The sequence below is a fragment of the Methanolobus sp. ZRKC5 genome, from assembly GCF_038446525.1.
Taxonomy (GTDB): Archaea; Halobacteriota; Methanosarcinia; order Methanosarcinales; family Methanosarcinaceae; genus Methanolobus.
Genome location: NZ_CP151792.1, coordinates 1,291,345 through 1,311,980 on the forward strand (window position 1 = coordinate 1,291,345; position 20,636 = coordinate 1,311,980).

Annotated in this window: 19 protein-coding genes and 1 pseudogene; 7 read left to right on the top strand and 13 right to left on the bottom strand. The window is 40.4% G+C overall.

Annotated elements, in window-relative coordinates; translation table 11 throughout:
* Positions 1-4: 4 nt before the first annotated feature.
* The 7 genes from WN948_RS06280 to WN948_RS06310 all read right to left on the bottom strand — a co-directional run bounded on the left by WN948_RS06280 (position 5) and on the right by WN948_RS06310 (position 8,118).
* Complete coding sequence (locus WN948_RS06280; protein ID WP_342306142.1) at positions 5-640, bottom strand: (Fe-S)-binding protein; 636 nt, start codon at positions 638-640, stop codon at positions 5-7.
* A gap of 2 nt (positions 641-642) precedes the next feature.
* The gene (locus WN948_RS06285) at positions 643-1,341 is read right to left on the bottom strand and encodes a GTP-binding protein (RefSeq protein WP_342306143.1); all 699 of its coding nucleotides are present in this window, start codon (positions 1,339-1,341) and stop codon (positions 643-645) included.
* Complete coding sequence (locus tag WN948_RS06290; RefSeq protein WP_342306144.1) at positions 1,338-2,102, bottom strand: ATP-binding cassette domain-containing protein; 765 nt, start codon at positions 2,100-2,102, stop codon at positions 1,338-1,340. The genes WN948_RS06285 and WN948_RS06290 overlap by 4 nt, the downstream gene beginning before the upstream one ends.
* A gap of 2 nt (positions 2,103-2,104) precedes the next feature.
* Positions 2,105-3,355 carry a cysteate synthase gene (locus WN948_RS06295; protein ID WP_342306145.1) on the bottom strand — a complete coding sequence of 417 codons (1,251 nt, stop codon included), beginning with the start codon at positions 3,353-3,355 and terminating at the stop codon, positions 2,105-2,107.
* 134 nt (positions 3,356-3,489) lie between these two features.
* Positions 3,490-4,188 carry a hypothetical protein gene (locus tag WN948_RS06300; RefSeq protein WP_342306146.1) on the bottom strand — a complete coding sequence of 233 codons (699 nt, stop codon included), beginning with the start codon at positions 4,186-4,188 and terminating at the stop codon, positions 3,490-3,492.
* Positions 4,189-4,244: 56 nt separating this feature from the next.
* Positions 4,245-4,901 carry an HAD family phosphatase gene (locus tag WN948_RS06305; protein ID WP_342306147.1) on the bottom strand — a complete coding sequence of 219 codons (657 nt, stop codon included), beginning with the start codon at positions 4,899-4,901 and terminating at the stop codon, positions 4,245-4,247.
* Positions 4,902-4,956: 55 nt separating this feature from the next.
* Positions 4,957-8,118: a tetratricopeptide repeat protein gene (locus WN948_RS06310; RefSeq protein WP_342306148.1), complete on the bottom strand. Its 3,162-nt coding sequence runs from the start codon at positions 8,116-8,118 to the stop codon at positions 4,957-4,959.
* A gap of 131 nt (positions 8,119-8,249) precedes the next feature.
* On the opposite strand from WN948_RS06310, the gene WN948_RS06315 reads away from it, so the two are divergent.
* The 4 genes from WN948_RS06315 (at position 8,250) to WN948_RS06330 (ending at position 13,005) form a co-directional block, all read left to right on the top strand.
* Entirely contained in the window at positions 8,250-8,846 is a 597-nt protein-coding gene (locus WN948_RS06315) for a YigZ family protein (RefSeq protein ID WP_342306149.1), read from the top strand.
* 115 nt (positions 8,847-8,961) lie between these two features.
* Positions 8,962-11,424 carry a tetratricopeptide repeat protein gene (locus WN948_RS06320; protein WP_342306150.1) on the top strand — a complete coding sequence of 821 codons (2,463 nt, stop codon included), beginning with the start codon at positions 8,962-8,964 and terminating at the stop codon, positions 11,422-11,424.
* A 407-nt stretch (positions 11,425-11,831) separates the two neighbouring features.
* On the top strand, positions 11,832-12,671 hold the full coding sequence (locus WN948_RS06325) for a hypothetical protein (RefSeq protein ID WP_342306151.1): 840 nt from the start codon (positions 11,832-11,834) through the stop codon (positions 12,669-12,671).
* A gap of 49 nt (positions 12,672-12,720) precedes the next feature.
* Positions 12,721-13,005, top strand: coding sequence for a hypothetical protein (locus tag WN948_RS06330; protein WP_342306152.1), 285 nt, complete (start codon positions 12,721-12,723; stop codon positions 13,003-13,005).
* A gap of 303 nt (positions 13,006-13,308) precedes the next feature.
* On the opposite strand, the gene WN948_RS06335 is transcribed toward WN948_RS06330, so the two are convergent.
* A complete protein-coding gene (locus WN948_RS06335) occupies positions 13,309-13,770 on the bottom strand; it encodes a DUF5788 family protein (protein ID WP_342306153.1) in 462 nt (153 codons plus the stop codon).
* A gap of 245 nt (positions 13,771-14,015) precedes the next feature.
* Here WN948_RS06335 and WN948_RS06340 point away from each other — a divergent pair, with 245 nt between their 5' ends.
* Entirely contained in the window at positions 14,016-14,888 is an 873-nt protein-coding gene (locus WN948_RS06340; RefSeq protein WP_342306154.1) for a PrsW family intramembrane metalloprotease, read from the top strand.
* A gap of 358 nt (positions 14,889-15,246) precedes the next feature.
* On the opposite strand, the gene WN948_RS06345 is transcribed toward WN948_RS06340, so the two are convergent.
* On the bottom strand, positions 15,247-16,239 hold the full coding sequence (locus tag WN948_RS06345) for an ATP-binding protein (protein WP_342306155.1): 993 nt from the start codon (positions 16,237-16,239) through the stop codon (positions 15,247-15,249).
* 232 nt (positions 16,240-16,471) lie between these two features.
* On the opposite strand from WN948_RS06345, the gene WN948_RS06350 reads away from it, so the two are divergent.
* The gene (locus WN948_RS06350; RefSeq protein WP_342306156.1) at positions 16,472-16,657 is read left to right on the top strand and encodes a hypothetical protein; all 186 of its coding nucleotides are present in this window, start codon (positions 16,472-16,474) and stop codon (positions 16,655-16,657) included.
* Between the two features lie 181 nt (positions 16,658-16,838).
* On the opposite strand, the gene WN948_RS06355 is transcribed toward WN948_RS06350, so the two are convergent.
* Positions 16,839-17,639: a CBS domain-containing protein gene (locus tag WN948_RS06355; RefSeq protein WP_342306157.1), complete on the bottom strand. Its 801-nt coding sequence runs from the start codon at positions 17,637-17,639 to the stop codon at positions 16,839-16,841.
* Between the two features lie 193 nt (positions 17,640-17,832).
* Between WN948_RS06355 and WN948_RS06360 the strand changes: the two genes are divergently transcribed.
* Entirely contained in the window at positions 17,833-18,210 is a 378-nt protein-coding gene (locus WN948_RS06360) for a hypothetical protein (RefSeq protein ID WP_342306158.1), read from the top strand.
* Positions 18,211-18,239: 29 nt separating this feature from the next.
* Here WN948_RS06360 and WN948_RS06365 read toward each other — a convergent pair whose 3' ends face one another.
* The 3 genes and pseudogenes from WN948_RS06365 to WN948_RS06375 all read right to left on the bottom strand — a co-directional run bounded on the left by WN948_RS06365 (position 18,240) and on the right by WN948_RS06375 (position 20,310).
* Positions 18,240-18,755, bottom strand: coding sequence for a gamma carbonic anhydrase family protein (locus tag WN948_RS06365; RefSeq protein ID WP_342306159.1), 516 nt, complete (start codon positions 18,753-18,755; stop codon positions 18,240-18,242).
* Positions 18,756-19,001: 246 nt separating this feature from the next.
* Complete coding sequence (locus WN948_RS06370) at positions 19,002-19,133, bottom strand: hypothetical protein (RefSeq protein ID WP_342306160.1); 132 nt, start codon at positions 19,131-19,133, stop codon at positions 19,002-19,004.
* 155 nt (positions 19,134-19,288) lie between these two features.
* A pseudogene (locus WN948_RS06375) lies at positions 19,289-20,310 on the bottom strand (IS630 family transposase).
* Positions 20,311-20,636: the final 326 nt, after the last annotated feature.

Here is a 20,636-nt window from a genome sequence, read left to right on the forward strand (position 1 = left end):
GTTATCACCATACCTTAAGGTCTATTGCCTCGATGCGAACGCTCCTGCCTTCCACACCCACTACCATGCCGGAGTGGACTTTCTGCATCATGCAGTATTCAGGAACGAACTTCACGGTCTGAGCTACTTTTGGAATCTTACCCTTTGCAACCTTGCCATCAAAGGCAAGTATCATACATAGACCAATATCCTTGAACTTAAACTCGTCATTTCCGAGCCTGTGAAGTGGCCCTACCATATGAACTGTGTATATTGCACCGGGAGTCTTATCGATGACCTTTGCAAAGTGAGTAACCGGACAGCCAAGAGGCCTGTATCGAAGTATGTCACCGACTTCCACTTCTATAGAAGTATCAAAGGGATGGATGTCTTCCCTGCATGAGCATTCATCTTTAAGGGGGGCCAGTGTGAAATCCGCCTCCAGACCATCAATGATACCAATTATCTTTTCATCTTCGGGAATATCTTCACCCAGAAGACGGAGTATCTTTTTCACATTGTCCTGGAAATTATCACGTGAAAGGAAAGGACACTTTTGCAGGTCTTCAGCATTTTTGATCTCTGCTACAAAATCCCTGCACTGGCGATGGCCACAACTACCACAATTGTAACCCGGAAGTAGTTTTTCGATCTCATCCATAATTATTCCCCTTTGTATTCCATAAAGCCGTCAAGATTTCTCAGGACACCCATATGATGTTTCCTTGCAACACGGGTTTCGCCAGTACACAGAGAACATATTGCAAGTGGTGGATTATAGCGTAAAACCATATTATCACAAACATCAGGACCGGAGCGTATTAGTTCTGCAAACTCGAATGAGCCTTTACCGGTAAGTCCGTTGGCTTCCACGATCTTGCATCCGGGATTCACCTCAAGCACACGTTCCCTGAAAACCTCACGCTCTGCCTGAGATACAAGGTCGCCTTTTGTTGTGACAACAACATCAGCAGTTGTTAGAAGGGGACCAACTTTCAATGGAGTGTTCGGACCGGTTGTGACATCAATGACACATACTGCAAGGCACTCATCAGGGTATGGAGCACAGCGCAGGCATAGTCCGGCAGTTTCACTCAACAGGACATCGGCACCTTCATCTTCTGCCCATTTGAGCATTTCATCGGTGTTGTAAATGGTAAAGTGATCAGGACACATGTCCTTGGCAAGGCCCACATGAACCGGAATATCCAGTTTCTTGAAACGCTGGTCATCATCTGTCCAGAGACAGTCTACTTTGACAACAGCAGGCCTTTTTTCATGCTTCATGAGGGCTTTGATGGCGTGGAGCAGAACAGAGGTCTTTCCCGAGCCAGGAGTCCCTGCAATTACAACCAGTTTCATGCGGCACTCTCAACAATATCCCCGCGCCTGATAGTTTCCCTGAGGGACATGAGCCAGTTATCAACATCTGTGATCCTGTCACAAACATCCTGCTCCTGCGGGCTTGTGGTTATGATGTCCACCATGCCACCGTTTCTGATAACGATCCTGCGGGATGACATCAGGGCAAGCACGGGATCATGCGTGACAACGACAACGATCTTACCCTCTCCTGCAAGTAACTGGAGAGCTTCCTGTTTTTTAATACCGGCATTCTCCACTTCATCGATAAGCACCACAGGGGAATCACTGATCACTGCGATATCTGCGGTCATGAGTGAACGTGACTGGCCACCACTAAGAGCTGTCAGATGGTGATGTGGAGCAATTGGTTCACCTGTAAGTGTGTTTGCAAGCTCGATAACCCTTGAAACAAGGTTTGTATCCTTGCCTCTGCTACGTGCGTGCATCTGCAGGAATTCTTCAACTGTCATGTCAGCTAGGAAATGCATATTCTGTGAAAGCTGGGCAACGAGTTTCTTGCGCGGGTCCACACGTATATTTGCATACGGTTTTTCACCGTTTATAAGAAGTGTTCTGCCGGTTGGAGTGTCTCCCTGGGCCAGTTGTTCTATGTCATCGATCAGTGTGCTCTTTCCGGAGCCTGTGGGACCTACGATGCCCACTATCTCACCACGGGATATATCAACTGATCTTATGGGCTCGTCAACACCGTCCTTGTCAACACCGCCTAGTATAGTAAGAGTGATTATTTCAGTCATAATTATACACCAAATTTTTCTGCTACCGTTTTTATTACTTTATTCTCTGCTTCTTCATCTTTTGCCGATACCGCAAGGGAAACATGCAGTTGTTTTAATTCATGATCCTGCATCAAACATTTTTGTCCGCCACCTGTGATATTGAGAACTATTTTTTCGCCGGACTTTACATTACCAGCTTTTACAGCCTGAATCAGCGTGGCAACTGCAACTGCAGCAGCCGGATTTATGTCTATGCCCTCTGAATTCTCAAAGAGTTCCTGGGCATCGGATGCTTCCTTGTTGCTTACAGCATAGATACTGCCGTTAGTTGCTTCAAGAGCATCTTTTACGCCACCTTTAACGGCGAAAGGCGGTTTCCTGTTAAAGAGAACATCATCATACATCCCATCAGGACACGCAGCATCAACTGCATCAGTATCATGCCAGAGAGAATAAAGCGGAGCGCATGGGAGACTTTGACCCAGATGAAGTTTTGGCAGAGTGTTTCCAAACCTTCCATCTTCAAGTAATCTCATGGATGCTTCCCAGGCGGAGATACCGCCGGTACCACTCCCCACTGCCTGGAAATAATGAGCAGGTAGTTCATTGGAAGTCAGGACCGCATCCAGCATAACAGTGCCCATGCCATCGCGTCTGGCAATATTTTTGGCACCGCCCTCGTTCACAAAACCTTCTCTGGATGCTATCTTGCCTGCAAGGGCTATGGCATCGAAATAGTCCCCTTCCACAGTTACAAGGCAGACTGAATGATTATCGTCATGTAATGTCCACAATCTGTGAACACTTTCCTTTGGGACCACAAGGAGAAGTGGCTGTCCGGTTATACTGCATACATGGGCAAATGCCCTGGCTGTGTTACCTGCGGATGCCACAACCATTATTCTTTTATCTTCCTGTTCTCTGAGTCTCTGCATGGTCGGGAATGACTCGAGATCCTTGAAGGTACATGTCATCAGATATGCATTCTTCTGCGGCCAGTAACCGTTAAAAGCAATCCACAGGTCATCAAGACCGATGGCCAAAGCAAGGTTCTCACTTTTGTAAGTGATCGTTCTTCCAGAACCATCTTCTATAATACCAGTGACAGGCAACCAGTTGTAGTATTTCCATATACCTGGCATATCTGTTGGAATCAACTGTTTTGATGCATAATAAGCACGAAGGAGAGACTCATCATCCTTTTTACAGTTTAGTGAATAAGAATCATGAACTTCGCCACATTGAAGGCATTTCACACTGTACTTGTCCATATAGCAAATGTGGCAAAAACCATTATAAAAGTTACCCTTTTAAGAGAATAACAATCCTAATTGGGATAAAATATATGCTATTAACATACAAAAAGGAAATAAAAAGAGATTTCTTAACAAAAATATTGGAAAACTCAGTCTTTGTTTTCCAGTATTTCATGATATATTTCTTTGCCTGCAAAATTCCCCATCATGTAAAAATTACGAACCTCAGGTCCAAGCCCGTCTATTATATGGTCAATAGAGTTAAAACTCTGAGACAATTTGTCAGCCTGGCCTTCAGTAATAGAATCGCCTTTTTCAGCTTCAAAATAATCCTTGAGGATTCCATCAATTACACCCTTGAAATGCCAGTCCTGTGGATTTGAGGGTGTTATAGCAATAGATGTTTTATACAATTTCAGTACATCCCCATGCCTTTCAAGACCTGTCAATGCTATGAGCTTACCTGAAAGTGATTCAAGGGATGTGGGACTGATTTCCAGCAGACCTTCATATATAGTAAGAGCCTTCTCAAATTCCGTCAACTTGTTCAAAAGCATGCCACGGTGATTTTTCACCTGAGCATCATCAGGGAATTTGATCTCAGCTTCATCAAGATAAGAAAGTGCTTCTTCATTTTCGTCCACCATCTCCAGAACCATAGAAGTCTGCACCAGCCGATCCTTTTCACCCTCTATCTGCATGATGAAAGCTTCTGCAAAACCAATACCACGTTCGGTTTGCTCCATCCCATGATAAGTAGCGACTATCTGGAGAAGGTGTTCCATACTGGGAGTCTCACGGAAAAGTTCCTTCAGACTGCCCATGTTGTTTGCCAGCATTTCTTTCATATCAGCTTCAGCATTTTCTTCCATGCTAAGTATATTGAGAGATTGGTTTTAAAACCTTACGAATCCTGGCCTTCAAGAATATTATAGAGATAGTTCTGCAGTATTGTGTGGTCCTCCAATATTAGGTCTGCCTCAGATAACTTCTCAGGAGATACATACGTTGGCACACCTACACAGTAAAGACCTGCCTTTTTTGCAGATTCAACGCCCATGGGTGCATTCTCTATTACAATGCACTCGTCCTTTGCAATACCAAGCATCTCAACAGCTTTAAGGTAAGGTTCAGGATACGGCTTTCCATAGTGTACATCCTCACCAGAGACCACAACATCAAAGACGCCCGGAAAGAACTGGTCCATGAAAGATTCAACTGTAGCCCGCTCAGAACCTGTGACAACCGCCAGCCTGAAATTATTCTTTAGGGCACTGAGACAATCTGCCATACCATCAAATGCTTTCACATCGGCAATGCTATTAAAAATCTCAATTTTCCTTTGAAGAACATTTTCATACATCTCCGGCTCAAAATCCCTGCCAGCTTTTTGGAAGAGCCACTGCAGACCAAGCCTGTGATTGGCACCTTCGATCTCATATATATCTGCAGGCGTGACATTGACACCAACCTCACTTGAAACCTGTATCCACGCCTGTGCATGGTACATCATGGAATCGACAAGTACACCGTCCATGTCAAAAATAAGGGAACGTAGCATGGGACGTAATTGCCCCCATACACGATAAATCTTATGTGATAAACAGAGTCACACTTCATGCAGTTGCACTGTTGTACCACCTATGAGGCAGTTCATAATCCAGTGTATCACTATAAGCAGATGGCAGGAAGAATTTAGTACCTCTGTCATCAAGGGAAGCTACAAAACCCGGATCAATTGCATCCAGCTCCTCTTTTGCTGCATCGGCAGTAACGGATTTACCGATACGATACAGTGCAAACTGTTTATTGTAAAGAGCAGATGTGGAATTTGGATCGATGGCCAGCACCTTATCATAGCATTCCACTGCAGCATCGGCATCCCCGAGGATATTATGAATGAAACCTTTGTTATACCAACCAGTAGTGCATGACGGATCAATTTCCAGTGCCTTCTCATAATAATAGATTGAACCTGTGTGACTGCTCCTCAGGTACGACAGCATACCCAGATGATACCAGGCAGATGCACTGTTCGGATCAGAACTTGCTGCCATTTCAAATGTTGACGAGGCACTTGCCAGGTTGCCCATAAGATAGTAAGTAAAACCTTTGCTGTTCAGAGCCCGGGGATTACCAGGTTCCAATTCAAGGATCCTGTCGTAAGTTTCAATTGCTCCCTCATATTTTCCAAGCTTTTCATAGACTGATGCCTGCCCAAACATTGCAATAGAATCTGCAGGAGTAACAGAAAGCATCCTTTCATAGAAACCCAATGCAATTTCGTACCTTCCAAGTTCTACTGCGGAGCTGCTTTGGAATTTAAGCACAGTGGCATTTGTCGGATCATATTTCAGAACATTGTTGAAAGCATCTATCGACCTGTCATAAGTTCCAAGCTGGTATGCAGCATAACCTGCCCTGTACCATACATCCGTGTTCTGGGTATCCTTTTGCAGTATGGTTTCATAAGACTGGAGAGACTCGTTATACATACCGAGATCATCGTAGGATGAAGCCTTAAAGTAAAGAGCATCATAATTTGCAGGCTCTTTCTCCAGTACCTTCTCAAAGGATTCAACTGCCAGTTGATTATCTCCGTTATTATAGTGTGAAAGACCCTTCTTGTACCAGGCCTGTAAATTACCGGGTTCAAGTAATACTGCATTTTCATAACAGACAAACGCATCAGCGTAATTGCCAATCTGGTCATAGGATGCCGCCATACTTGCCCATGCCTCTGCAGACTCCGGGTTAAGAAGTATGGCTTTTGTATAAGAATCAATTGCTTTGTCCGTCATCAGCATATTTTCAAAGGTAGAACCCCTTGAAACCCACACTTTGTCGTAACTGATGACATCTCCAAGTATTTCTGCGTTATCCAGACTGTTGGTATTGCCATTTGAAAACGAATCAGAAGTATACCAGATCAATACGTCCGAACTGAAAATATCTTCATCCATTACCCCAAAGAACGTGGAAGTCTTCGGATAGTGTGAAAATGAGCTGTTAATGTCCCCAAGTAGATCCTGATTCACACTCAACTGGAATCTGGCCACTGAATGAGTCGGATCCAATTGAAGCACCTGTTCATAAGATACCACAGCTTTTTCGTATCTGCGGAGTTCATGCAGAGCATTGCCTTTTCTGAGCCATGCATCAACAGAGTCAGGATGTAACTCAAGTACTTTGTCGTAAACTTCAACAGAATCATCATATTTACCGAGATTATCAAGATCAAGGCCCCTATTGTAAAGAGCTGCTGTGAAGTTTGGCTCCAGTTTTACAGCTCTGGAATATGCTTTTTGGGCCGCGTTGTATTCACCAAGTCGATCGTAGTCAAGGGCAAGGTCATAGTGAACCCTTGCACATGAATTGTCGATCTTCAAACCTTTTTCGTATGCATCAATGGCTTCATCGTATAGCTCAAGACTATCATACGCATTGGCTTTTTTATACCAGATAATTGGGAAATCAGGCTCAATATAGCCTGCATTATTAAGTGCCACGATGGCGCTTTCATAGTCAGCCATCTTATAGAAAGCAAGACCTTTGTTAAACCACAGCAAAGCAGAATCGGACTTGAATTCAGGAGTACTTCCGTAACAATCTAAAACTCCCACAGGAACACCGAATAGAGCAGCTCCCGAACCAAAAGACTCTACTGTTGTACTGTCGGGTCCAAGTTTCAATGCCTTATCATAAGCTTCTATGGCCTCTGAATACTTTCCCATGATATCAAGGACAGCACCTTTGTGAGTCCATACCTCAGCATTTTCAGGTTCATAAATGAGAAACTGGTCATAGGCTTTCAGGGCAGATTCAAAATTTCCAAGCTGCTCATAGGCTTTTCCCATTTTGTACCATGCATCAACTGCATATGGATCCACCGTGAGAAGTGCATCATATTGCTTCACTGCAATTTCAAGTTGCCCCATATTCTCAAGGTCCAGAGCCTTATTATAATGTGCATTGATATTGTCAGGTTCGAATTCTAAAGCCCGATCATAAGATGTTATAGCATTCTGAAAATCACCCAGGCCATCATAGGCAAGACCTTTTCCATACCAGTAAGCAGTATTGTCAGGCTCGATCCCAAGCGCTTCATTATAAACACTTATGGATTCATTGTATTTGCCAAGCTCATATAAACTGCCTGCACGCCTTGCAAGCTCGATTGAATGTGAATTTGCAAAATCCAGGATTTGATCATAATAGTAGAGGGATTCATTGTGCCTTCCAAGAGCCTCAAGTGCCAGTGCTTTTTGGTACCATATACTTGGAATTCTGAGGTCATAATCTACATAATTTATTTCTGATTTCAGGGGAACTTCCTCAAAGGAAAAAAGACCGACATCAAAAATAGTTTCGTAATCAGAAACACTTTCATTTGATAGCAATTGAAGGGATCTGTTATAATAGATAAGAGCCCCTTCATAGTCTTCCTGTCCTGACAGTGAAAGAGCTTTTTTGAAAAGAGCAACTGGGGAATCAGGGTAACTGGAAAGTATCCGGTCATACGCCTTTGATGCTTCGGTGTAATCCCCCATCAGAAAAAGTGTCGAACCCTTATTGTCTAGTGCCTGAATGTTATCAGGGTCTGCTTCAAGTGCTTTGTCATAATAGATAAGAGCTTCATCATATGTACCGTTCTTAGTCAGGGAAATTCCAATAGCGTTCAAGCCACTGGCTTCCGGTCCCAAGCTGTCAGCTAAAGGACATAAATAAAATACTGCCAGAAGGATCATTACATAAAGAGCAGGGTTTTTAAAGAGCATGACATTACCTGAGAGGAATAATAAAGTGCTAACACTTATGAGTATAATATAGCATTTTTAAGTATTTACATTTATCTAATTCAAAACGGATACTTATAAAACCTACTATATAGCTATTATGGAGAATTTAATTGCCAAGTCATAGGACATTGAAAGAAAACGGCCATTCGCAGCAGGATTTCAAGAACTCGACCTTTATTGCTTACGCAGTTCCTGTAAAGGATGAATGTGAAGCGAAGGACTTCATCAATCTAATCAAAAATAAACATAGTGATGCGAATCACAACGTTTCTGCATACCTCATAAATTCAGACAACGTGCTTGCGATGAAGTATGATGATGACGGGGAACCTGCCGGAAGTTCGGGAAAACCAGTATTCAAAGTTCTGGAGATGAAGGAGCTAAGCAATGTAGCTGTGGTCGTGAGCAGATATTTTGGCGGCGTTAAACTGGGTTTTGGAGGACTTGCCAGAGCATACAGGGAAACCGCAATCGAAGCCATAGAGAGTGCCGGAATTATAGAGGTCCATGAAACGACAAGCATACACATAGATTCATATTATTCGGACATTGACACTATCACCAAGCTGATGCCTGAATATGGAACAATTAAGAAAACTGATTACTCTGATGTTGTGCAGTTTACATTGGAGGTTTATTCAGAGTTCAAAGATGAATTTATAGAAAAGGTTATCGATGTAACTAAGAACAGGGTTACTATTAAATAAGATACTTCCACCTAAAAAGCAGAATCAATGTAATCATTCACTATTATTTTCCCGGCAGAAAATAAATAGAATGAGCTATCTTGTTAACTATCATTATCAAAGAACCGAGAGCAATATGTCCAAAAGAGCAAGAGATATGGCATTCAGGCACTTCAACAAAGGAGTAAGCCTCATTGAGAAAGGACTGCATGAAGATGCGCTTGAAACCCTTGAACAGGCTGAAAAGCAGGCAAAGGAAGCAGAATCACCTCAGATACTGGTAGCAGTATTGCAGACATACGCAGACCTGTTGTTTTCACATGATAAAAAAGAAGCAGCAGTTGAAAGATACATTGCAGCTTCTGATATCCTTGAAAAAAATCCGGAATATATGGCTCCTGAACAAAGAGCAAGTATGTTCAGCAATATGGGAAATGCCCTTGAAAATATGGAAAAAAAAGAAGAAGCAAGGGATAAATACGAGACATCTGCACAAATCTACAGAGAACTAATTGAGAAAGAGCCTTCAAACACATCACACATATCAAATGCAGTTTCAACACTCAACAATATGGGTGCACTCCTTGCGGAAATGAGAGAAAATGATGAAGCTTTAGAGAGATTTGAAGAAGCTTTCACGCTCTATGAGAAGACATCTGAGAACGAAAAAGAAGATGTTGAATATCAGCTCAAGAGAACCACAATACTTGGGAACCTGCTGAACATTCCTGTGGAAAGTACAAGCGGAATGGACGGAGAAAGATATGAGCAATTGCTGGAAATGTACCTTGAAGAAACACGTGAAAATAATGTTGAGTCTTCAAAAATGCTCACGGCTTTACAGAATTTTGCACGCATACTCGAAAACGAAGGAGAACATGATGCTGCATTTATGAAACTTCAGGAAACGCTGGAAATCGTTTCAAAGCAGTTTGACGAAGATCCAGATGATCCTGCTAACAGGAAGATGCTTACCAAGCTTCTTAGGGATATGAACAGGCTTCTGGAAAATGAAGAGCAATCGGATAAATTGCTGGAAAAATACGGATCGATCCTGGAAATGTCCAGAAAATTACTGGCATCCATGCCATCAAATACATCTTACCAGTTAAATGTAGCTTTTTCTCTTGACATTATTGGGAACCTGCTAAAAGAAACAGGCAGAGTTGAGGAAGCAATGCAAAGAATTGAAGAATCTGTTGACATTGCATTACAGGTCCTTAAAATTGAATTCGAGGATAATTCAAGCCTGCAGGCAGGAGTGTCTATTATAGAAGACATGCTTGCACTTATAGAACTGACAGATGACATTGATACTAAATTGGGTTTTTACGAAAAGCTGGAAACAAAGATTTTGACAGTGAGTCAGGAAAGTCTGGAGTTTGGACTGATCAATGCAGAAATTTGTTATGAAATTGCTAAGATATTTACCGAAAAGGGTGCTTACACAGAAGCTCTTGATAATTTCAAAAAAGCTCTCATGACGTTCGAAACTGTCACACATGCAACAGGGGATGATTCCAAAATGAATGAAGTTCTGGAAAACATAGCACAAACACAGTTAAGTCTTGGACAGATCGATGATGCTTTGAGCAGTTATATTCAGCTTATAAAGACGGGAAGCTCCGACAGAGGATATGCGGACAGAGTAGATGAGATACTACTTGAAAAGGAAAGGAAAGCGGACAACACAGGTAATGTAGAAGTCCTGAAAAAAGAGTATGACAACATACTGGATATCAGAACTGAATTACTTGGACTTGTATCCGATGAGCATGGAAAAAATGCAACCATGATCAAGGAACTACAGGGAAAGATAGCTGACATTATGGTTGCAATGGGACAAAACAGAGAAGCACTTCAGGTATATGAACAACTTCAGGAAATGGAAACCACAAACATATACCTGCCTAAAATACTCAAACTGCTTGAAAAGTTTAAAGTGTCAGCTGACACAAAGCAAGGGTCTGAGGAACTTGAAATGCTTGAATTCCTGCTTACAAAATATAACAAGCTGCTGGAAATGAATGGAAACGATGTTTCGATCCATGCCAACCGTGCATCTGTTATTGAGAACATCGCACATGTCCTTTCTGAAAAAGGAGAAACTGAAGAATCCGGGTACATGTGCAACTATGCCCTTGATGCATACAAAGTATTGGCTGAACTGGAACCGGAGAACATTTTCCCAATTGAAAGGGTTGCAGCCCTACATGCAAGAATAGCAGAGCTTGCAACAAGTCAGAATAACGTTGATGAGGCAAAAGCCAGATATGAGATGTCTCTTCAAACTTACAGGTCATTGATGGATGCGAATCCTTCAAACACAGCACATCAGCTTGATTATGCAGGAGTTTTAGATGGAATTGGTTCCTTTTTCCTTAGCATGGAAATGCATACTGATGCAAAGAAAAGTTACGAAACTGCCCTGAAGACCTATGCAGAAATTATGGAGATAGAACCTGATAACCCGGCATACCGCTCTAATGTGACCATTACACTGCAAAATCTTGGATATACCCTGGAACTAATGGGAAGAAAAGAAGATGCATTGTGGATGTATGAAACTGCCAGAAAGATAGATGAAGGTATTGAGTGAAGTGAAATGACAATAACCCGCATTCCATGAAAAACGGAATGCAAACCCTTCACAACTAATACTCCTCGCCTTTAACTCATACTCCACGCCAAATGAATTGACGGAGGAAATGTGAACGTACGCAAACATTTTGTGGGAGATACTGAGGGGGAAGTACCTTAACGTTCACATTCCTGTGTAATCCAATTCCGTTTTTGGCGGGTTTTAATAATGTCCATATCGTACCATTTGGGACATTCAGTCACATTCCATCTTAGTATGTGACAACAATACCAACTATCAAATCATAATATATAAATATATCTATACTATGGCATATAATGATTATCATAATGATGATGTCTGTTCGTTATGAAAAAAGATAACATCAGAAAACTAGAAATCATATCGTATCACCCTTTACAAAGATGGACATCAACAAAATAACTAATATAGGTCGCCCTCTGAACCTCAATTATTTAACAAACAAATTGATAGCCATTATTGCACTGCTCACTTTTGCTGCTATTGTACTTGCCAGTGCAATTCACGGAGATACGAACCATGTAAGCCTGATAACAGGAATAAGGACAGGTTTACTAATATTTCTTCTATGGGCGATCTCAAGGGAACTTGACCCGGACAACAATTGGAGTGCTTTTGTAACTGTATTTCTGGCACTTGCAGTTATCATATTTTCAGAAATACCACCCTTACTTTCATTTGTTTGGCTCGTCATACTCCTAAGAACAATTAATCATTCAACTGGCATGCCTGCGGGAATAATGGATTCTTTGTTAGTCGCTGTGGTTGGGATAATACTGGCATACCACACATCCTTCATTTACGGTATTCTGACAGCTGCGGGACTTATACTAGACAGCAGACTGAAAGATCCGGCAAAACATCATCTTGCGGCAGGAATTATATTACTGGTAACTTCAATTGTTATTCTAATTGAAAAAAATGCAGTGGTATTTACATATCCATTGGAAAATATGTTGATTTTTGTATTTGGAACTGCACTGTTCCTGCCTGTAATCATGGGACCGACTAAATTAGAAAGTGTCGGAGACAGAACTGGAAAAACTCTTGAAGCTGCAAGATTTAAATTGGCAAGGATAATGACAATCGTTCTCTTTTTTGCAATGGCCATCATGCCAGGTGAAATCAATGCTCAACTAGTTACATTCATGTTTTGTATATTTGCAGGAATTGGAATTTATCGCATAGTACTCAACACTTTGCCACATACATTCAAACACTAGTCCCAACTAACGGATGAAATTATTATAGTATCATGTTCAAGATTATTCTGTGAGTGGGAGGAACAATATTGGTATTTTATTCTTTACTGCCCTTATTCTAATATTTTCTTACACCAATTACCTCACAGACTATGCTGAAAACTATGAGGCTTTGCTTGCAAAACTTATACAGGCGTCATTAATAATTCTGCTTGCATACATCCTGAACACTACAGTGAAGAACTACACACATGACTTCTCGTTCATATGGGATGAGGTGACCATTATCCTGGCTCTTGGAAGTAACTGGGAAAAAGCAAAAAAGATAGCATTGGATCCACGAGTGAGCTCATAAAAGATTACGTTGAATATTCCAAAAAAGAACTTTCCAATATGGAAGAGAAATACCTGTTAACAACTTACGATGTTGACACAAAGGCCTTTATGCAGATCGAGGGTGACAGAATAGAAATGCACCTTAGATACGTAGTTGACCCTAAAAAACGAAGACATGTAAGTAACATTATCACACATAGTCTTCTTGATGTCTTTACCAATGAGACTGATATCTTCATCGGGAGCGTATCAAGTATTGAAGTTACAAAATGCCGAAAATGGAAATCAGGTCCTCTCAAGGTCCCTGACCACACCGCATATCCTATTGTAAGTCCCCATTATCCTTCAGGAATTGAAGCCATTTGCGAGCTTCGACCACACGTTCCCTGGAAAATATGTCATGAAACTCCTTTTCTTTCTCCTTTGTAGTTCCGTCTTCAATCCCCCTCAGGTCCATTATTGCCCGCAGTAGCCCGGCAGTCTCATCAAAAAGAGTCTTTGCCTCCTTGTGTGAGAGTTTCTTTGTAGCTAACTCCAGTTCATCCTCTTTTTCCTTTTCTCTGAGGTAAGAAATGTACATATCAATATGCTTTGTGTCTTCAGTTGATAGCGTATCCTTGTTTAAGAGATTCCAGACAAGATCATGCAACTTACACTTACGTCCTTTTATCTCGACTGAATAGGGTACTTCCTCGCCCACCCAGAAAAGCCGGACATGTAATGCTGCAAGAAGCTGTTTTCTTTCCCGCTCAGTGATCATATAATCCTTAGCTGATTCTCGCATCTGTGATAACTCCATGCAAATTAAGAACAATTATATCGGATTCAATATGAGAACATACCCTATATTAAAAAATCGAATGAAGTGAGATCAAGCATGCTTTAATAATGATTAACTTTGTTATTATTACAGAAGTTAAACAATAATACTGAAAAGTATGGATTGAAGCAGAGATGCAGTCAGGAGGCTTTGGCGGAGAAAATATTGACCACACCCGCTCTGTAAGCCAAAAAAAGAAGCATTCTTAAATGGTAACCATAATGGAAGAACAGGCTATCTACGAAGAAACAAGAAACGAGCGAAATTTATCCTGGCTTAAAGTATTCTCAGGCGGGTTACTCCTTTACGTATTCGGAGTGTTCGCACTTGCAGCAACCCGCAATACAAACATATTCCCCACGGTGGTCATGCTTGGCAACTTTCTTGTACCTATCACATATGTAGCCTTTTTCTACCAGAGAAGACACTTGAGCAAACTTGACATGCCAACAACGGCATGGGCATTCTTTTACGGCGGACTTCTGGGAGTTCTGGCTGCAGCTACACTGGAACCGATATTCCTGTCACAACATGAATTACTCTATTCTTTTGAGGTCGGACTGATAGAAGAGTTTGCCAAGATATTAGGCGTTCTTATAATTGCCAAACGCTGCCTCCATGATTCTGAAATGGATGGACTTATCCTTGGTGCTGCCTCTGGTATGGGCTTTGCAGCGCTTGAAAGCACCGGTTACGCCTTCACGGCCTTTCTGGCAAGCGGCGGCAGCCTCTCCCAGACAGTTCTTATAACCCTGATAAGAGGAGTTATCGCACCCATAGGACACGGTACATGGACAGCTATCCTTGTTAGTGTGATGTTCAGGGAAAGCGGACCACGAATGTTCCACATCAATTACAAAGTCATCGGTGCATATCTGACAGTAGCGGCACTCCATGGACTATGGAACGGCCTGCCTGAAGTGTTAGCCATATTCCCGCAGTCAGTGGTAAATGTATTCATGGGTCAGGTAATTGTGGCAGTTATTGGTTTTTTCCTTCTATGGAGAAGATACAACGAAGCAAAGAAACTTCAGTTAGATAGACTGAGACAGGGAATACCTGAAGCTTCATGCTGGAAATAATTGAAATTATTTATGGGCTACAAATATAGCCCAGCCACATTTATTGAAATCAGCATTGAAAAAACAGATTACAAATCGCAATTCCTGCATGCTCAGGTTTTACTTTGGAACGGCGATAATCTTGCTATTGCACACTTCCAGAAAAAGGAATGATGTTCTAAAAAGAAACACCTCTACATCCACCATTATATAAAGGCATTTCTTTCCGAAACATTCCTTTTATGAGCCACTCTCCAACCCTTAATAATATTTACGATTAGTCAGTATTTAAATTAAACCTTGATTAAATTTTAAAGGCATGAAATTATTTAATGACATACTAATATTGAAAGCATATCAATGATATGTTAAGTTAAATTCATTGAAGGGGAATGTCAAATACAAAAATTGAACCTTCATCCACTACACTTTCAGCCCAGATACGCCCATCATGCAATTTAATGATTTTTTCAGTAATAGACAAACCAAGACCTGTACCATTATACTGTGCATTATTCGATGATTTAACCTGAATGAATGGGTCAAAAATTGCTTTAAGGTCATCCTTGTCCATTCCAATACCAGAATCCTTCACACTGAAATATAACTTTCCACCCTGTATTTCAAGATTAACATTTACAAATCCTTTTTCAGGAGTGAATTTAATCGCATTGCTTACCAGATTAAAAATAGCCTGCTTGATCTTTAATTTATCAGCAGTTATAATAGTATTATTGTCTGAGACGTTAAATACCAGTTCGACACCTTTCTTATGTGCAAGCGTTTCCAAAATAGTTTTGACTTCATTTCCTATTTCTACCACAATGAAGTCTTCCAGAACGAGCTCCATTTTTCCGGCCTCTATTTTCGCAAGATCAAGTATTTGGTTGATCAGTTCAAGGAGATGAGACCCACTGTTTAGTATATGTTTAGCATACTTGTTTTGTTTATCATTAAGCTTACCAAACGTCTCTTCCAGAAGTAAGTCTGAAAATCCAATTATGGCATTTAGAAGTGTCCTTATTTCATGACTCATATTCACAAGGAATTCACTCTTGGATTGATCAGACCGTTCAGCTTCATCCTTTGCAATCATCAATTCCCTTTCAAGAATCTTTCTTTGCTTAATTTCCGCTTGTGCTTCAGACCATCTTCTAGCTGAGAAAATGGAGAGAGCTACGGACAAATATATTCCGATAATGAAGAGTTCATCAAGCTCCCAGTTCTCATGCTGCTCAATAAAAAGGATTGTAAATTCAAAAATATCAAATAAACTGGCAACGAAAAGAACTGCCAGCCCAACACCAACCAGAAAAATAAATTCTCTTTGAGCTGTGCTTTTTCTATATTGAACCATTCTTATTTCGCTCATAAGATCACATTTTTTACTAAAAGTAGACTAATTAATACATTGTTAATATAATATTTAGTAACATATATCCCTTGTATTTAAAATTGATTGGGTGTCTGAAGTTTAGTCCTTTAGTAAAATGTGTATTAATTGATCAGCAACTTTAATCATAAAGTAATAATCATTTTATAGAGTTTTACTATATTAGCATACGGTTTGACTACTAAGATACATTCAACTCACTTAATGGTTGTTGACGGATATAGATACGAAAAATGAATTAAAATGGGACATTGACGTTTCAATACTTACTAACAAATATATCCAGAAGGAAATGCTTAAAGTACTTGGAATTGCAACTTTTGTCACAGCCACTATCGTACTTTTTGATATCACTTCCATCCATCCTCAGCGGTCACTTTTACTACAACAGCAGTAACGTGAAAGATATGAAATACGTCTCAATGTTGATAGGATCGATGTTTCTGCTCACTGCATTGTTCTTTTTCGCATATTATGGCAACAAATACATGATTTCCTACGAAATGAACAGTAAGGTTTAAGCACAATTACCAGAGAAGAACGACTGCAAAATAATTAAAAAAAGGGGCTTCCATTTGTTATGGAAAAACCCTACTTACAAGGCATTCTTTCAGAAGAGAGAACCTGTCCACAATACCTATGAGTTTCTTGTCTTCAGTGACACATATACGACCAACATCATAGTGAAGGAGGGTTTCGATGGCTTTGGATACCGTTGTACTGGAACTAATCGAATAAAGTGGGGTCGACATCAGTTTTTCCACTTTAGGAGCGTCTCCTGATCCGCTATCGTGAAAATCATTTGAACGGTTACCTGTTCTGGCAAATCCAGCTTTTATGATATCGCTCCTGGATATCATCCCCATGACCTCGTCATTGTGGGATATCACAGGTATGCCCGTATAATCCCATTCCAGCATATTGCCCCATATCTTGGAAATACTGTCATCAGGATATGCGGTCTTTACCTTTTTGTTCATAATTTCCCCTACCTCTTTTGGTGGGAGTTTTGTGAGACGGACCTGATTCAGGAGGTTCGTATCGCTCACTATGCCTGCAATTGTTTTGTCCGTTGATGATCTTAGTACCGGAGCACGGTGTTGCTGTGCATCAACAAGCGCTTTTGCCACGTCCCGTAGTTCCATATCAGGAAGTATCAATGGGAACTCACGTGCATAACCACCAACTGTTACTTCAGATTTGTTTGAGTGCAGACGCAGAATGTCCTGATCATCCAGCATCCCTACTACAGTGCTTTTATCATCCAGCACAGGAAGACCATGAAGGAAATTCTCACGCAATAGTTTTCTGGCATGTGTCATCAGATCATTTTCTTTTATACATACCAGATTTGTAGTCATTATGTCCCCAACTATCATTGTTTCACTCCTTTTAAGATGAGCCTGAAAACGGCTTGTTCCTGTATCTTCACCCCAATGAAAAAACAGGATATTATGTATTCCACTTTATATTACACATCACTAGTATTTGTAAATCCCGCCAGTTACGTAAGGAACGGATAAAATCCCCCTGTCCGTAAACTATTAAGTAAAAGGACACAAAAGCAGACACATGGCATTTAATTTTGTTATGATCATCATCCTTGTGTTACTCATTGCAGGACTTGTGATGTCACTATTCGCATTCAAACTCAAAAGAGAAGAGTACAAGAATACCGGAAAGTACCCCAGAGGTCATTATATGGGACGGGGACTTGCAATCGGTATTGTAATAGGAATTCCCATTGCCATTGCACTTGGGAGTATCTTTGCAGGATATATGGTTGGTCTGGTCATTGGTACTTTCATCGGATCGAACCTGGAAAAGAAACATGAGCACGAATTAAGACCTCTTACACAAAAAGAGAGAGAGCTGAGAAAAAAGACGATCATGATATTCACAGCTTTGTTTGCAATCGGAATTATCGCATACGTATTAACCATCATCTGACTTTGCCATAAGCATCTCAGCAGGAAAGGTCACTTATCCTGCATCTTTTTGTATTCTTTGAGCAATCCGACATATTCCGCCGCATTCTCAGTTATATGAGCGATGTCACCTTCTGTAAGCTGTCTCTGCACCTTCCCCGGTACACCTACAACCAGACTTCCCGCAGGTATCTTTTTTCCTGGTGGCACAAGTGCATTAGCCCCGATGATACAGTTCTCCCCTATCTCAACACCATTCAGCACCGTGGTGTTCATCCCGATTAGCACGTTGTTAGATATCCTGCACCCATGCAGCACAGCCCCATGACCGACCGTGACATCGTCCCCAATCTCAACCTTCTGCGGCGCATCCGTGTGAATGACAACATTGTCCTGTATGCTTGTTCTCTTCCCAATGCTTATCATGTCAGAATCACCCCGAATGACCGCATTGAACCAGACACTGGAATCGTCTGATATGGTTACATTACCGATTACCGTTGCGTTGTCGGCTACAAAAGCAGTTGGAGAGATTGTAGGAGTTGTGGATTTGAATTTTATTAACATAGAATCACTTTTGTTTAAATGAAGGTAACTATTCAGCCTGATAAAAACGCTATCAATAACAATCTTGACAAAAAGTTGAAACGTAAATTTCATTAGGATCATTTATTTTGATTGTTGCTATTGATTGCTTTTTTGATTGTTAGATTGTTAGTGAGCAGACATCTCTATTTCGATGAAATCAGTATCAATAGGCAAATCGTGCCAGGCTGAATAGTTACAAATGAAGAAGAAATATTCGTAATGAAATTAGCTTTGACCATCTGATTTTTTAGCTTCATCCTTTTTTTCATCCGTATTCTCTTCCCTTTCACCAAAATCAATTACCAGATGATTGCATCTGCCACTTTTTGCTCCGCATATTTTACAATATCTTACCATGGTATTCTCCTCTCTATACAATTATGTCATGTTTCTAAAAGAACTATGCGGCTGTTGAGAATGGCAAGTTTTTCGAATTCTTGCTGGACAATTAGTATTCTTATTCAGAATGGAAGAAAATAGGTTTCTACGAAGGTACTTTGCATTTATAGTTACTAACTTAACATTTTTAACTTATCATCCAGAAATGTCTCAATCCATTTTCTTGCGAAGCTAATCTTTGATGAACAATCAATAAACGCCTCAGCAATCAGATTTTTCATATGATCCAGATCTTTCACAAAATTGCGAGAAATAATTCTTTTGACACTTTTCCAGATGAATTCGATTGGATTCAAGTCGGGTGAATATGGAGGTAAATAGACCAATTCAATATCATTTGCCTGTGCAAATTCCACTGTATATTTTGCTCGATGTGATCTAAAATTGTCGAGAATAATTACGATTCTCTCTCCCATGTTATTGTTTTTAACAGCTGATAAAAACGAACATACATCCTCCTTGGTTGAATGTTCTTTGAAATCAATAACAGAATTACCATTCAATGCATAAAAACCGAAGGAGTTTGCTTTTATCCTGGTTGTGTTTTTGAAGATGGCAGGTTTATTGAAAGACCATAAACGAACCGTATTTGATGTTGTTTGGGGAGATGATTCATCAAGAAATCCGATAACGCAATCATCATCGATTAACGGTAAGTTTTTTTTAAACAATCTTCTGCATTTTGTGGTCTTCGATAATCATGCGCATATGGTTTGGCATGATGCATGCCAAACTTCTTCAAGATCACTAGTATTTGCTTAATGGTGTATTGAACCTTAAATTCATTATAAATGAGTTCCTGAACTTCTTTTGTAGACCAATCATCTCTTTCATGTAACATGTCCCTTAGTTTTTCTTTTTGATCATCAGTGAGTTTGGAAGGACATCCTCCTGAAAACCTAGGCTTTAATCCTTCATATCCGTCTTGATTCCACCGCTCTTGCCATTGATATGCAACGGGTTTTGATATCCCTACAAGTTTAGCTGCTTCATTAACAGAAGCTCCTTCATAACGATGTTTAACAAAATATAAACGTTGTAGAACTCGTGTGTCTTTCTCTAATGACTTAATATGTTTAAGCAATTCTTCTGATGAAAGATGATGCTTTATCGGAATTTGTTTGGGTTTAGCCATACAGTATTGTTATACTCAATTAGTATTAATAGTTTGGTTAATAACTATATATGAAAAATAGTGCTGAATCTATTAACTCTGAATGCTATGCGAGATAAAGACCATAGATGTAGAAAGGATGTTGATTAACCAAAGAGGAAACTTGAGCTTGAATAACCTGGCGAAAAAGAAGACGCCAGTATTTTTATAAATAAAAAATGGTAACTATTCAGCCTGATAAAAACACTATCAATAGCAATCTTGACAAAAAGTTGAGACCTACATTTTATTAGGATCATTAATTTTGATTGTTGCCATTGATTGCTTTTTTGATTCTTAGGTTGTTA

Coding starts and splice junctions, on each gene's coding strand:
- WN948_RS06300 (WP_342306146.1), bottom strand. CDS start 4,188: ATGAAAGAAATGCTGGCAAACAACATGGGCAGTCTGAAGGAACTTTTC.
- WN948_RS06295 (WP_342306145.1), bottom strand. CDS start 3,355: ATGGACAAGTACAGTGTGAAATGCCTTCAATGTGGCGAAGTTCATGAT.
- WN948_RS06355 (WP_342306157.1), bottom strand. CDS start 17,639: ATGATAGTTGGGGACATAATGACTACAAATCTGGTATGTATAAAAGAA.
- WN948_RS06305 (WP_342306147.1), bottom strand. CDS start 4,901: ATGCTACGTTCCCTTATTTTTGACATGGACGGTGTACTTGTCGATTCC.
- WN948_RS06345 (WP_342306155.1), bottom strand. CDS start 16,239: ATGAGCGAAATAAGAATGGTTCAATATAGAAAAAGCACAGCTCAAAGA.
- WN948_RS06325 (WP_342306151.1), top strand. CDS start 11,832: ATGGACATCAACAAAATAACTAATATAGGTCGCCCTCTGAACCTCAAT.
- WN948_RS06320 (WP_342306150.1), top strand. CDS start 8,962: ATGTCCAAAAGAGCAAGAGATATGGCATTCAGGCACTTCAACAAAGGA.
- WN948_RS06360 (WP_342306158.1), top strand. CDS start 17,833: ATGGCATTTAATTTTGTTATGATCATCATCCTTGTGTTACTCATTGCA.
- WN948_RS06335 (WP_342306153.1), bottom strand. CDS start 13,770: ATGCGAGAATCAGCTAAGGATTATATGATCACTGAGCGGGAAAGAAAA.
- WN948_RS06370 (WP_342306160.1), bottom strand. CDS start 19,133: ATGGTAAGATATTGTAAAATATGCGGAGCAAAAAGTGGCAGATGCAAT.
- WN948_RS06290 (WP_342306144.1), bottom strand. CDS start 2,102: ATGACTGAAATAATCACTCTTACTATACTAGGCGGTGTTGACAAGGAC.
- WN948_RS06340 (WP_342306154.1), top strand. CDS start 14,016: ATGGTAACCATAATGGAAGAACAGGCTATCTACGAAGAAACAAGAAAC.
- WN948_RS06365 (WP_342306159.1), bottom strand. CDS start 18,755: ATGTTAATAAAATTCAAATCCACAACTCCTACAATCTCTCCAACTGCT.
- WN948_RS06310 (WP_342306148.1), bottom strand. CDS start 8,118: ATGCTCTTTAAAAACCCTGCTCTTTATGTAATGATCCTTCTGGCAGTA.
- WN948_RS06280 (WP_342306142.1), bottom strand. CDS start 640: ATGGATGAGATCGAAAAACTACTTCCGGGTTACAATTGTGGTAGTTGT.
- WN948_RS06285 (WP_342306143.1), bottom strand. CDS start 1,341: ATGAAACTGGTTGTAATTGCAGGGACTCCTGGCTCGGGAAAGACCTCT.